This is a genomic window from Chryseobacterium sp. MHB01 (genome assembly GCF_034651565.1).
In the GTDB taxonomy this organism is placed as follows: domain Bacteria; phylum Bacteroidota; class Bacteroidia; order Flavobacteriales; family Weeksellaceae; genus Chryseobacterium; species Chryseobacterium nepalense.
This window is the reverse complement of the sequence record NZ_JAYEDA010000020.1, coordinates 1-12454: the sequence shown is the minus strand read 5'-3', so window position 1 is coordinate 12454 and position 12454 is coordinate 1. Positions and strand designations below refer to the sequence as shown.

Annotated in this window: 13 protein-coding genes; 5 read left to right on the top strand and 8 right to left on the bottom strand. The window is 38.1% G+C overall.

From position 1 onward, the window contains the following. Positions 1–110 precede the first annotated feature (110 nt). From U9K52_RS19900 to U9K52_RS19865, 8 genes are all read right to left on the bottom strand, one after another. Positions 111–878 (bottom strand): sulfite exporter TauE/SafE family protein, encoded by a 768-nt coding sequence (locus U9K52_RS19900; RefSeq protein ID WP_248388917.1) that lies wholly within the window; start codon positions 876–878, stop codon positions 111–113. Then, entirely contained in the window at positions 869–1321 is a 453-nt protein-coding gene (locus U9K52_RS19895; RefSeq protein WP_263602068.1) for a FixH family protein, read from the bottom strand. Before U9K52_RS19895 ends, U9K52_RS19900 begins: the two co-directional genes overlap by 10 nt. 64 nt (positions 1322–1385) lie before the next feature. Then, on the bottom strand, positions 1386–2840 hold the full coding sequence (ccoG, locus tag U9K52_RS19890; protein ID WP_322927861.1) for a cytochrome c oxidase accessory protein CcoG: 1455 nt from the start codon (positions 2838–2840) through the stop codon (positions 1386–1388). 98 nt (positions 2841–2938) lie between these two features. Next, positions 2939–3820: a cbb3-type cytochrome c oxidase N-terminal domain-containing protein gene (locus U9K52_RS19885; RefSeq protein ID WP_248388911.1), complete on the bottom strand. Its 882-nt coding sequence runs from the start codon at positions 3818–3820 to the stop codon at positions 2939–2941. Between the two features lie 9 nt (positions 3821–3829). Beyond that, positions 3830–4033, bottom strand: coding sequence for a cbb3-type cytochrome oxidase subunit 3 (locus U9K52_RS19880; RefSeq protein ID WP_248388909.1), 204 nt, complete (start codon positions 4031–4033; stop codon positions 3830–3832). A 21-nt stretch (positions 4034–4054) separates the two neighbouring features. After that, positions 4055–6313 carry a cytochrome-c oxidase, cbb3-type subunit I gene (gene ccoN, locus U9K52_RS19875; RefSeq protein ID WP_248388907.1) on the bottom strand — a complete coding sequence of 753 codons (2259 nt, stop codon included), beginning with the start codon at positions 6311–6313 and terminating at the stop codon, positions 4055–4057. A gap of 5 nt (positions 6314–6318) precedes the next feature. Further along, entirely contained in the window at positions 6319–6543 is a 225-nt protein-coding gene (ccoS, locus tag U9K52_RS19870) for a cbb3-type cytochrome oxidase assembly protein CcoS (RefSeq protein WP_248388905.1), read from the bottom strand. 109 nt (positions 6544–6652) lie between these two features. Continuing rightward, on the bottom strand, positions 6653–9031 hold the full coding sequence (locus tag U9K52_RS19865) for a heavy metal translocating P-type ATPase (protein ID WP_263602070.1): 2379 nt from the start codon (positions 9029–9031) through the stop codon (positions 6653–6655). Positions 9032–9120: 89 nt separating this feature from the next. Here U9K52_RS19865 and U9K52_RS19860 point away from each other — a divergent pair, with 89 nt between their 5' ends. The 5 genes from U9K52_RS19860 (at position 9121) to U9K52_RS19840 (ending at position 12411) form a co-directional block, all read left to right on the top strand. Continuing rightward, a complete protein-coding gene (locus U9K52_RS19860) occupies positions 9121–9834 on the top strand; it encodes a Crp/Fnr family transcriptional regulator (protein ID WP_248388901.1) in 714 nt (237 codons plus the stop codon). A gap of 59 nt (positions 9835–9893) precedes the next feature. Continuing rightward, a complete protein-coding gene (gene panB, locus U9K52_RS19855) occupies positions 9894–10709 on the top strand; it encodes a 3-methyl-2-oxobutanoate hydroxymethyltransferase (protein ID WP_322927858.1) in 816 nt (271 codons plus the stop codon). A 2-nt stretch (positions 10710–10711) separates the two neighbouring features. Beyond that, positions 10712–11035 (top strand): hypothetical protein, encoded by a 324-nt coding sequence (locus tag U9K52_RS19850; RefSeq protein WP_248388897.1) that lies wholly within the window; start codon positions 10712–10714, stop codon positions 11033–11035. A 3-nt stretch (positions 11036–11038) separates the two neighbouring features. Then, positions 11039–11716, top strand: coding sequence for an RluA family pseudouridine synthase (locus U9K52_RS19845; protein ID WP_322927857.1), 678 nt, complete (start codon positions 11039–11041; stop codon positions 11714–11716). A gap of 107 nt (positions 11717–11823) precedes the next feature. Next, positions 11824–12411 carry a glycoside hydrolase family 19 protein gene (locus tag U9K52_RS19840; protein WP_322927856.1) on the top strand — a complete coding sequence of 196 codons (588 nt, stop codon included), beginning with the start codon at positions 11824–11826 and terminating at the stop codon, positions 12409–12411. Positions 12412–12454: the final 43 nt, after the last annotated feature.

Below are 12454 nucleotides of genomic sequence, written 5' to 3'. Positions count from 1 at the left end.
GCGTGATCTTTATAATTAGTGGTTAATTTGGTCCTTTCAGAGTTATAATTAAAAGCCCTCTGGATAGGCTCCAAAGGGCTTAATCTTTTAAATTTAGCTTTTATTCACTACTAATGACAATTCGTATTATCGTGATTGTGTGTATTATGATCCCCCGGCAAATGACAGTCTCCCTGTTTGTCTTTTGAGATCGTCATTGCTTCTGCTCTTGGAGAGAGATAAGGAATTCCGAGCTCAAGACCTCTTACAATAAACAGACCTCCTAAGATAATCATCACCACCGGAATCATCTTTAATATTTTTATCCGGAAAGCCTGGTTCATAAGATTTCCTAAAAGAACGACCGTAAACATAAACGGGAGGGTTCCTAATCCAAAAAGAGCCATATATAAAGCGCCCTGCCATATTCCCCCACTTGCAAGGCTTGCGGTTAATGCCATGTAAACCATTCCGCAGGGTAAGAAACCATTAAGAATTCCTGTTGTAAATCTTGATCGGTAATCTGCTTTCTGTAGCAACCTTCCCAAATTAGATTTTACTTTGAATAAAAATTTAGAAAAGAAAGGAATTTTTGAAGCAAAATCTTTACCTCCGAAAGAAAATACAGCCATTATAATTAATAATATTCCCACGGCAATCGTAAGATATTTCTGGATTCCTGCCATTTCGAAGCCTTCGCCTACAATGCCCAGAATTGCTCCTAAAAATGAATAGGTAAAAATTCTTCCGAACTGGTAAGTAAGATTCTGGAGATAATAATTGGTCGCCTGTTTTTTTGTTAATCCCATTGACAGGGCAATAGGTCCGCACATTCCGATACAGTGAAAACCGGAAGCAAATCCTAAACCTATAGCCGATACAATAAGTGCTATTTCCATATTACATCATAATCTATTCGGTAATCTGTTTTATCTTTAGTCCAGTTTAATCGTAATGTATAATTTCCCATTTTTAATACCTGAGCAGGTATTATAAATGATTTGCTGGCATCAAGCTGCACAGATTTTTTTATATCTAAATTCTGATCGTCAGTCCTGTTCAAAACAAATTTTACCGTTGTATTGGAATTGTTATAGTTTGTTGGAAAGGTAATCTTAATCCCATTTTTATCCTGGCTGTAGACTGGTTTTTCCTGCAGATCATCGGCTCTTTTTTTAGCATCAATAACATCCTGATATTTCAGTTCTTCCTCATAATAATTATCAGTTACCATTTCAGAATTTTTCTGGCCATTCGGGAAAAGGAATAGCATTGATAATATGAATGCCATGAATGCCAGTAATGCGATGACTACACCGTGCCCCCAAGTGAATTTTTTCATTTTAAATTAATATATTTTAAAAACCTCAATATTCCGTCAGATGATGATATTGAGGTTTCTGATATTAGAATTGTAGTTTAAAAGGTCCCTCAAAATAGGTTTCGTAAGAATCCACCAGTTTTCCGCTCATATCATAAACACCAATAGTAATATTCTGCTTGGAAAGATTCATTTCACTTTCCGGGAAGCTGATATTAACGGTTCCTTTGGTAATCTTATCCCTATCAACGGTAATTTTGCTTGAACCACTGTAAATAACTTCTCCGTGTTTCGGTTCAACTACTTTAATGGTTACAATCTTCTTATCATTGGTTTTATTGAGGAAAGTATAATTGTAGGTATTGGTAATTTTTCCGTCCCTTAAAAAAAATGTACTTCCGGCAGGCTTTATGAATTTTGCTTCCATTTCGCCACGGTTATAAAGAAGATATCCAAGGAAACCGGTTAGTAATACCAGAATTAAGGCAAAGCCTTTCATTCTTCCTGTAAATTTAAATTTGGTCTCGTTTTCAATTTCATTCTCCGTAGCGTACCGGATTAATCCTTTCGGGAGCCCTACTTTTTCCATGACTTCATCACAGGCGTCAATACATGCCGTACAGTTTACGCATTCCAGCTGTTGCCCGTCCCTGATATCAATTCCGGTAGGGCAAACTACCACACACTGATGACAATCGATACAATCTCCTTTTCCGGCTGCTTTTCGGTCTTCTCCTTTTCTCCATTTCGCTCTGTTTTCCCCTCTTTTGAAATCGTAGAAAACATTTACCGTATCCTTATCGATCAAAACACCCTGTAACCTTCCGTAAGGACAAACCAGTGTGCAAACCTGCTCTCTGAACCATGCAAATACAAAGTAAAATGCAGCAGTAAGCAAAATCATTACAATAAAATTGGTTGGATGCGCAAATGGTCCTTCCGAAAGAATCCTGAAAACCTCTTCATATCCTACGATATACATAAACATGAAGTGGGTAATAACAAGTGATATGATAATGTAGATGGTCCACTTCAGACCTCTTTTCCATATCTTTTCGCTGTTCCACTCCTGTCTGTCCAGTTTCATCTGCTTATTTCTGTCTCCTTCAATAGCATATTCTATTTTACGGAAAATCATTTCAAGGAAAATTGTCTGAGGACATATCCACCCGCAGAAAATTCTACCGAAAGCAATCGTAAATACAATAATAAAAATAAGAGATGCAATAGCTCCCAACGTTAGGATGAAAAAATCCTGAGGATAGAAAGGTTGCCCGAAAATGAAAAACTCCCGGTCAATCACATTAAATAAAATCATCGGATTACCATTGATTTTAACAAACGGTACCGAAAAATAAATAAATAATAAAATACAGCTCACAAGATACCTGTAATTGGTATACTTTCCTTTAGGCTTTCTGGGATAGACCCATTTTCTTTTTCCGGACTGATCCATGGTGCCTATAGAATCTCTGTAAGTTTCAGGGTCCAGAACCTGGCCCTGTCCGCCGCGTACTTCTATTTCTTCTATGTCTGACATATGTACTGGTATTTAAAAAAGAAAAAACATAATTCGTTACTATTTTTAAGGTAATAACAAATTATGTTTTTCATATGTTTCTAATTTTTTTGTTAAAATTATTCTTTCTCCCAGTGTGCTTCAGTTCCCTGAGGTGCTGCACCACCCTGAGCTGGTGTCACCGGAGGCAATTCCTGGTTGATGTGGTATACATATGCTGCAATCTTTTCAATTTCAGCACCGGAAACTTCCCCGTTCTTACCGAATGCTCTCATCGCAGGATTTGTAGGAGATCCGTTCCAGTCCATATGGAATACGTTTTTAAATAACGTTTTCTCAGGCTGGTTGATCCAATATTGATCCGTAAGGTTTGGACCGATACCGCCACTACCGTCTTCTTTATGACAAGATGCACAGTTCGTTTTAAAGAGCTCTTTACCCTCTGCAATATTATCTGCTGAATATTTAGCTGTTTCAATTGTTACAGGCGGCTGAGTTTCTTCGTATTTCTTGATGCTTGCAAGCTGTTCTTTATATTCTTTCTCATATTCTGTCAATGGATGAGCAAAATCTGTGAAAGAGTATGCTGCAACGTACACAATACAAAAAGCGGTCCCAAAATAGAACAAACCTACCCACCATTTCGGTAATTGGTTGTCCAATTCCATAATCCCGTCGAAGCCGTGATCGATAAGGATATCTTTCTCTTCGGCAGCAGATTGTTTTTTAAATGCTGCATTATATAACCTTATAAAATAAGGAACTTTTTTCTCTGCTAAATAAGCTGCTTTTTCTTCAGGAGATAATTTTTTGAATTTATTGTTTTCAATAAGATCTCCGATCGCGCTGTGTATGTATGCCAGAATACCTGCAATCACAACAGTTCCCCAGAAGTAAGGCGAGCCTAGAAACTCATAGCTCTGTACAAACAGATAATAAAAAACTATTAAAAGTCCGATTATTATTAAGATGTTTACAAAAACCGGTGTTCTTTGTTTCATAATAAGTTGTTAATTTTTTAAATTAAAATTATCATCATCCTGGTCATCACTCAGAGGAGCTTCCTCTTCTTCCTTGTAATATTTTTTAGGTCTGCTGAAAACATATATTACAAGTGCTACGAAGAACAGCATAAAGAAAATCAGAGCCAAAGTCTGGTAAAAGCCAGCATTGTCGGTATTGGATAATATGTCTTTAAAGTTCTGAGGTATCATGATGGAACTTTTTTTTTAATGTTAGTTATTACTTGCTGTTTTGATTTCCGTTGTTTTGATATCCGTTCCTAATCTCTGAAGGTAAGAAATAAGAGCTACAATCTCTTTTTTCTCCAATTCACCTTTAGGTCTCTTTGCATAGGCATCTTTAAGATCCGGTGCTTCAGACATAATATCTCTTACAATCTTCGTTGCCTGGTTATTGGCCCATGAGTTGGCGGAATCTATCTCAGCTTTGGTGTAAGGAACTTCAAATGCACTCTTCATCAGCTTCATTTTATCTACCATTTTAGATCTGTCAAGATCGGTAGCAATTAACCAAGGGTAACGAGGCATGATAGAACCTGCTGAAGTAGATCTTGGGTTATACATGTGCTTATAGTGCCAAGAACTTGGGTTTTTACCACCCTCTCTGTGCAAATCCGGTCCGGTTCTCTTAGATCCCCAAAGGAACGGTCTGTCATATACGAATTCTCCCGCTTTGGAATACTGTCCGTTTTTACCGTTGAATCTTACAATCTCATCTCTGAATGGTCTTACCATCTGAGAGTGACATGCATTACATCCTTCTCTGATATAAATATCTCTACCTTCCAGCTCCAGTGGAGAATATGGCTTCACTGCTGAAATGGTTGGTACACTTTTCTTAAGCGATAGGGTAGGAATAATTTCCACCATACTACCGATAGAGATCGTTAATAAAGACAGAATACCCATCAATACAGGAGTTCTTTCCAGCCAAAGGTGAGTTCCTTCTCCTTCTTTACGCTTTTTGCTGATGTTCGCTAAAGCCGGAGCTTCTGCAGGTACATCTTTCTGGAATGATCCTTTTCTTACCGTAGCAATTAAGTTTACCACCATTAAAATAGCTCCTGAAAGATAAAATAATCCTCCTACGAATCTCATTTTAAAATAAGGAATAATTGCCGTTACAGTATCCAGCCAGTTTTTCCATACTAAGGTTCCGTCCGGGTTGAACTGCTTCCACATTAATCCTTGAGTAAATCCGGAGATATACATTGGTACTGCATAGAAGATGATTCCTAAAGTTCCCAGCCAGAAATGCCAGTTGGCAAGTCTTGTTGAATATAATTTCGTTCTCCATAAGATTGGGATCAGGTAATAGATTACACCGAATGCCATGAAACCATTCCATCCTAATGCACCTAAGTGTACGTGACCGATAACCCAGTCTGTAAAGTGACCGATTTTGTTAATGTTTTTAGTTGCCAATAATGGGCCTTCAAACGTTGCCATACCATAACAAGTTACCGCAACAACGAAGAATTTAAGAATAGGATTTTCTCTTACTTTATCCCAGGCTCCTCTCAAAGTTAGTAATCCGTTCAGCATACCTCCCCAAGATGGTGCAATAAGCATGATAGAGAAACCTGTTCCCACTGCCTGAGCCCAAGCCGGTAAAGCGGTATATTGAAGGTGGTGAGGACCAGCCCAGATATAAACGAAGATTAGTGACCAGAAGTGAATAATCGATAGTTTATACGAGAATACCGGTCTGTCTGCTGCTTTAGGTAAAAAATAATACATTAAACCTAAAACAGGAGTTGTCAGTACGAATGCAACCGCATTGTGACCGTACCACCATTGTACGATAGCATCTTTTACCCCTGCATATGCAGAATAAGATTTCCATCCTGTGAAAGATAGAGGAACCTCAAGGTTGTTGAAAATATGAAGCATCGCTACGGCAATCCATGTTCCAACATAGAACCAGATGGCAACATATAAATGTCTTACTCGTCTTTTAGCTATCGTTAAGAACATATTAGCCCCGAAAATCACCCATGAGATGGTAATTAAAATATCAATAGGCCATTCGTGTTCTGCATATTCTTTGGATGTGTTAATCCCCATGAAGAACGTAACATACGTTACAAGGATCATGATCTGCCATGTCCAGAAGTGGATCCAGGACAGGGTGTCACTGTACATTCTTGTTTTCAGTAATCGCTGTAAGGAATAATATACTCCTACATAAACAACATTCATTACGAATGCAAAAATAACAGTACTCGTGTGCAGCATTCTGATTCTCCCAAATCCGAAAGCACCATGCGTTTTTATCAACCCATCGATGCCACCACCTAAACTTTTAATGGTTGTATCGTCCGTTCCGAATAAAAACTCCGGAAGCTCAGGGTAGAAAAGCATTAATGCAGCTGTAAGCCCAAACAAAAACCCTATGATCCCGAAAACGACGGTCGCATAAAGAAATGCCCGGACAATACTGTTGTCATAACTAAACTTTTGTGTTTCCATATCAACTATTCACTTTTTTCTTCAATTTTTTTACTTTCTCCTTTTTCATCATCGTTTTCATTGCTGCCAGGCTCTTCTTTTTCCCTGATTTCATCAGAGTCGAAAAGAATTCTTACAGCCGGGGATTCATCATCCTCAAACTGTCCTTTTCTGGCATACACTATAAACACGACCAGGAAAACTGCAGCCAAAGAAACACTGCATAGGATCATTAAATATAGAATATCCATTAGACAACAAAATTAACCTATTTTCGGGGTTCAAATTTAGTGAAAAATAATGATATTCGTCACGAAATACGGCTTTTGTCTAATTTAAAACCAGTCTAAATAAGGGCGTTTAAGCGTTTTTTTTGAAATATTTCCTGCCCAGTATCCAGGTTGAAAGAGTAGTGAATGAAACAACTGTAATGGAGCTTGCTGGCATGATCAAAGCGGCGAAAAGAGGATGCATATGTCCTGTAACTGCGTAACTTAAGCCGACAACATTGTAAAGAAAACTGATTATGAATGTCATCTTCACAATTGTCATCGAACCCTTGCAGACATTCAGGTATTTATCGAGAAGTACCACTTTTTCACCGTCCATAATGACATCGGAAGAAGGGGTGAAACTATTGGTGTCGTCAGCAATCGCTATTCCCACATTACTTTGCTTTAATGCTCCGGCATCGTTAAGTCCGTCTCCAAGCATCGCTACTTTAAAGTTTTGATCCTGAAGGTTTTTGATGTAATTCAGCTTGTCTTCGGGACTTTGGTTAAATGCCATTCCTTTGGATGCAGGAATCAATTCTTTAAGTTGGTTTTCTTCTGAAGCATTATCGCCACTGAGAATAAAAACGTGGTATCCGGCAAGTTTTTTAAAGAGATTTTTTAGATTTTCGCGGTATTCATTTTTAAAAATAAATTTACCGATAAACTCATTGTTTTTGCTGATATACACTGCTGTTTCCAGATTTTTTGACTCCTGATTATTGTACCTGGCTGAGCCGATTTTATAGAGATTGCCTCTCACCATCGCTTCGTATCCTTTCCCTGAAATCTCTCTGAAATGTTCTACCTGATAATAGTCGTCATTTACTTCAATAAAATCATACAACGATTTTGATAGGGGGTGATTGGAGTTCTTTAAAAGCGTTTTTATATTCAGTAAATCAAATTCTTGAATCTCTGCTCCCTCGTAAGTAATATTGGATTTTTTTCTGTGGGTGATGGTTCCTGTCTTATCAAAAACAATCGTATCGAGTTTAGCAATTTTCTCGATGGTGATTGTGTCTTTTACATAGAATTTATTTCGTCCTAAAATCCTCATGATATGTCCGAAAGTAAAAGGCGCGGACAGGGCAAGGGCACAAGGGCAGGCAATAATCAGAATGGCGGAAATTACCTGGAACATTTTATTAAGATCAATAAAATACCAGTAAATTCCGGAGATTAAGGCAATGCCTAAAATAATGAAAGTGAAGTACTTACTGACCTTGTTCGTTAGGGTGTCAAGCCCGGTTTCATGTTTTTTGAAAGCTTCTTTGTTCCAAAGCTGGGTAAGGTAACTCTGGTCAACATTCTTGATCACTTCGAGTTCAAGAGAAGAACCGATCTGTTTTCCGCCTGCGAAAATTTTATCTCCAGGTTGCTTGCTTATGGTAGCGCTTTCACCCGTAATAAAACTGTTGTCTATATTTCCATCGCCATTTATGAGGATGGCATCCACCGGAATGATTTCCTGATTTCTTACTAAAATACGGTCTCCGATTTTAATTTCCGAAAGCAGAATATTGTCCTGCTTTCCGTCAAAATCAACTTTTGTAACGGCAATAGGATAAAACGATTTATAATCCCGGTCGTAAGAAAGTGCGCTGTACGTTCGTTTCTGGAAAATTTTACCAAGAAGCATGAAGAATAAAAGTCCGCACAGGGTGTCAAAATATCCAGGACCATAGTCGGTTGCCACTTCATAGAGGCTCCGTCCGAAGAGTACGATAATTCCCAGGACGATAGGAACATCAATATTTACGATCTTATTTTTCAGTCCGTACCAGGCAGATTTATAATAATCTGAAGCCGAATATACTACCACCGGAATGGCCAGCAGACACATTAGTGCGCGGAAAAGTCCTTTGTAATGCTCCATCCAGTAATCTTCACCGCCGATATATTCCGGAAAAGCAAGGAACATTCCGTTTCCGAAAGCAAAAGCAGCAATAGCAAATTTTACCAGAAGTGATTTGTCAAGATGTTCAACATTTTTATCCGCAGTTTCAAGACTGATAACCGGCTTATAGCCCAGATTGGTGAGGAAATTAGCTAATTCGCTTAGTTTTAATTCATTATGATTGAATGAAACCTGCAGCGTCTTTCTGGTGAAATTAACCTGCGAATATTTAATGTTTTTGTTTAATGTATGAAGGCTTTCCAATAACCAGATGCATGAAGAACAGTGGATTACTGGGATTTTAAAAGTGATGAGACTGGTGTTTCCTTCAGAAAAATCAGTCACCTTTTCAAAGATTTCCGGGGTGTCTAGATAATCGAACTGCCCGGAATTTTCATCACCGGGGCGAATTCCTGCTCTTTTATTAAGCTCGTAAAAATTGTTTAAATTATTAGCATTTAGAATTTCATAGACCGATTTACAACCGTTACAGCAGAAAGTCTTTTCATCAAATAAAATTCTTTCTTTTTCGATACCTTGGCCACAATGAAAACAGTTCTCGCTCACCTTCATAAATTATTGAACTACAAAATTATAACAATTTTTTTTGTTTATCGAGTTAAAAAGTTCTATTTTTGTGATAAATGTCATATAAAATGTCGCAGGAACAACAGATTGCCATCGAAGAAAGGTTCGCCAGAGTTTTTAATGATAAATCATTTAAAGAGAGACTTTCCAGTGCTGATTTTGAAAAATATCTCAACGCCAAAAAGAAGTTTACTTTCCAGAAACATGATACGATTTTTGAGGACGGAGAAACTCCCAAGGGAGTGTTTGTTTTAGAAAAAGGAGCAGCGAAATTATCAAAATCGGGAGCATTCGGAAAAGACCAGATCTTAAGATTTATTAAAGAAGGTGATATCATCGGTTATCGTTCTTTGCTTTGTGGAGAAAACTTCCAGGCAAAAGCGGAAGCCATGACTGATATTGAGGCTACTTTTCTGCCTGCAGATGTTTTTATGTATCTTCTTGAAATAGATTCTCAATTATCTTTTGTTATGCTTCAGAAGATTTCCTATGAATTGGGCGAGTCTTCTAATACGATTACCTTCCTTGCACAGAAAACGGTGAGGGAGAGACTTGCGGAAATCTTGCTTCTTCTGGAACAGAAATTAGGTGTAGATCCTGAAGGTTTTATCAAAATTTCGTTAACAAGGGAAGAAATCGCCAACATTATAGGTACGGCCACCGAAAGTGCCATCCGTCTTATTTCCGAATTTAAAGGAGATAATCTCATTGAAGTAGACGGAAGAAATATCAAGATTCTCAACCACGACAAATTAATGAAACTCGGTCACGTAGTTTTATAAAATCATACAAAATTGAAGTCGGCTCAGGGCCGACTTTTTAACTTTTAAATAGATACAATATGTCTGTTCATTCTGAAATTAAGAAAGTTACAACGGAAACCTTGCGCAAAATGAAATTTGACAAGGAAAAAATAACCATGCTTACAGCATACGATTATACCACAGCAAAAATGGTGGATGCCGGAGGGATTGATGCGGTTCTTATAGGCGACTCTGCTGCCAATGTCATGGCGGGCTTTGAAACCACACTTCCCATTACGCTGGATCAGATGATTTATCATTCTCAAAGTGTAGTAAGAGGTACAGACAGGGCATTGGTGGTTGCCGATCTGCCTTTCGGAACCTATCAGAGCAACCCGGAAAAAGCTCTGGAATCTGCAGTGAGAATGATGAAAGAAGGAGGAGCACATGCTGTAAAAATTGAAGGGGGAAAAGAAATCTCAAAATCAATTAAAAAAATTATCAATGCAGGTATTCCTGTGATGGGGCATTTAGGTTTAACACCTCAGTCTATCTATAAATTCGGAACCTATAAAGTAAGAGCAAAAGAAGAAGCTGAAGCAGAAAAATTAATTGCGGATGCGCAATTGCTTGAGGAATTGGGATGCTTTGCAGTGGTTTTAGAAAAAATTCCTGCGGATTTAGCTAAAAAAGTAACGGAATCGATCTCTATTCCTACCATTGGGATAGGAGCAGGAGCGCATTGCGACGGGCAGGTCTTGGTCTACCATGATATGGTTGGAATGAACAAAGGTTTCAGTCCTAAATTTTTAAGAAGATATCTTGATCTTTATACCGAAATTACAGGTGCTGTAGAGCAATACGTGAAAGATGTGAAAAGTCAGAATTTCCCTATCGAAAGTGAAAGTTATTAATCATGAATAATCAACAAACAATCCAGGGAGTACTTTCTATTGTAGCATTATTGTGTCTTGTAGTAGGCTGGTTTGATCTTTTCTCTCCCGATATCAATATATTGCTTTCCCGGAGAGTATTTTATGTGCTTATCGGAATAAGCTTTTTTCTTCAGGCTCCGTTGATGACGACAAAAAATTTTATGTATGCCATGTATGCAGCGGCAGGATTATGTGTGGTGGGTGCTCTTTTCCCGGTAGACTGGAAAATTTCCGGAATTAAAACATTAGGTCTTCTCGGAGGAATTATACTTTCATTTTCAAACAGACCCAATTATCGTCAGTAAAAAATGGAGGAACAGATTGTGTATGAAGACAACCATCTTCTGGTGATCAATAAAAAAGTAGGGCAGCTGGTACAGGGTGATAAAACCGGAGATGATTCTTTACTGGAACTGATTAAAAGTTTTATCAAAAAAAGAGATGACAAACCGGGAAATGTTTTTCTCGGACTTGTTCATCGTATCGACAGACCAACTTCCGGATTGGTAATTTATGCTAAAACTTCCAAAGCACTGTCCCGGCTCACGCAAATGGTAAAAAACCGGGAAATTAAAAAAACATACTGGGCTGTTGTTACCAAAGAGATGATTCCGCAGTCCCAGAGGCTGATTCATTTTTTAAAGAAAAACGAAAAAAATAATAAAGCCATCGTTTTCCCGAAAGCCACTGAAGGTGCAAAAGAAGCAATTCTTACTTATCATATCATCAAAAATCTGGATAATTATTTTCTTCTGGAAATAGACCTGGAAACGGGAAGGCATCACCAGATCAGGGCCCAGCTTTCAAAAATCGGGGCTCCTATTAAAGGAGATCTTAAATATGGTGCAGCACGTTCAAATCCTGATGGAGGAATAAACCTTCACGCCCGAAAACTGGAATTTATTCATCCCGTTACCAAAGAAAATATTGAAATCACGGCTCCCGTTCCGCAGAATGACGCAGTCTGGAGAGCCTGCGAAGAATAACAATCAATTAAATTCCGTAGAAATACTTATCGGAAAATAGTAGAATCCCTGTAATGGTTTTTGTTTTTTTAAGATAGTTTTACCTATCAATTTAAAGAACAATAATCATGCTTACACTTGGACAACTTAAAGAGGCAACCTGCTCAAAATCTGCTTACGCTTCGCAATTCTTACCGTATGTTATAGCAACATGCGATAAGTTTTCCGTCAATACCCCTTCCCGAATGCTGAATTTTTTGGCACAGGTAGGTCACGAAAGCGGCGGCTTGTTTTACACCGAAGAACTTGCGAGCGGAAGCGCATACGAGGGAAGAAAAGATCTGGGAAATACTCAGAAAGGAGATGGGGTAAGATTCAAAGGAAGAGGGCTTATCCAGATTACCGGAAGAGCCAATTATAAAGCGGTTTCACTTGCTTTAGGAACAGATTTTGTGGCAAATCCCACATTTTTAGGAGGTAAAAATGTTACGAAATGTAATGCTATTCAGCTTAAAAATGCAGCAGAAAGTGCTGGCTGGTTCTGGAATAGCAGAAATCTCAATGCATTGGCAGATCAGATTGATATTACCAAAAATATTGATACGGGCAACAACCTTGTTGTTTTTAAAAAGATTACCAAAGCCATTAACGGAGGATACAATGGTCTGCCCGACAGACTAAACCGTTATAAAGCAGGATTAAGTTATTTTCTTTAATTGTAACAGACGATATTCAGACTGAAGATAGTCTTTATTTTTT

Excerpts from the sequence above, each read along its gene's own strand:
- U9K52_RS19900 (WP_248388917.1), bottom strand. The coding sequence starts at position 878 with ATGGAAATAGCACTTATTGTATCGGCTATAGGTTTAGGATTTGCTTCC.
- U9K52_RS19895 (WP_263602068.1), bottom strand. The coding sequence starts at position 1,321 with ATGAAAAAATTCACTTGGGGGCACGGTGTAGTCATCGCATTACTGGCA.
- ccoG (WP_322927861.1), bottom strand. The coding sequence starts at position 2,840 with ATGTCAGACATAGAAGAAATAGAAGTACGCGGCGGACAGGGCCAGGTT.
- U9K52_RS19885 (WP_248388911.1), bottom strand. The coding sequence starts at position 3,820 with ATGAAACAAAGAACACCGGTTTTTGTAAACATCTTAATAATAATCGGA.
- U9K52_RS19880 (WP_248388909.1), bottom strand. The coding sequence starts at position 4,033 with ATGATACCTCAGAACTTTAAAGACATATTATCCAATACCGACAATGCT.
- ccoN (WP_248388907.1), bottom strand. The coding sequence starts at position 6,313 with ATGGAAACACAAAAGTTTAGTTATGACAACAGTATTGTCCGGGCATTT.
- ccoS (WP_248388905.1), bottom strand. The coding sequence starts at position 6,543 with ATGGATATTCTATATTTAATGATCCTATGCAGTGTTTCTTTGGCTGCA.
- U9K52_RS19860 (WP_248388901.1), top strand. The coding sequence starts at position 9,121 with ATGTCGCAGGAACAACAGATTGCCATCGAAGAAAGGTTCGCCAGAGTT.
- panB (WP_322927858.1), top strand. The coding sequence starts at position 9,894 with ATGTCTGTTCATTCTGAAATTAAGAAAGTTACAACGGAAACCTTGCGC.
- U9K52_RS19850 (WP_248388897.1), top strand. The coding sequence starts at position 10,712 with ATGAATAATCAACAAACAATCCAGGGAGTACTTTCTATTGTAGCATTA.
- U9K52_RS19845 (WP_322927857.1), top strand. The coding sequence starts at position 11,039 with ATGGAGGAACAGATTGTGTATGAAGACAACCATCTTCTGGTGATCAAT.
- U9K52_RS19840 (WP_322927856.1), top strand. The coding sequence starts at position 11,824 with ATGCTTACACTTGGACAACTTAAAGAGGCAACCTGCTCAAAATCTGCT.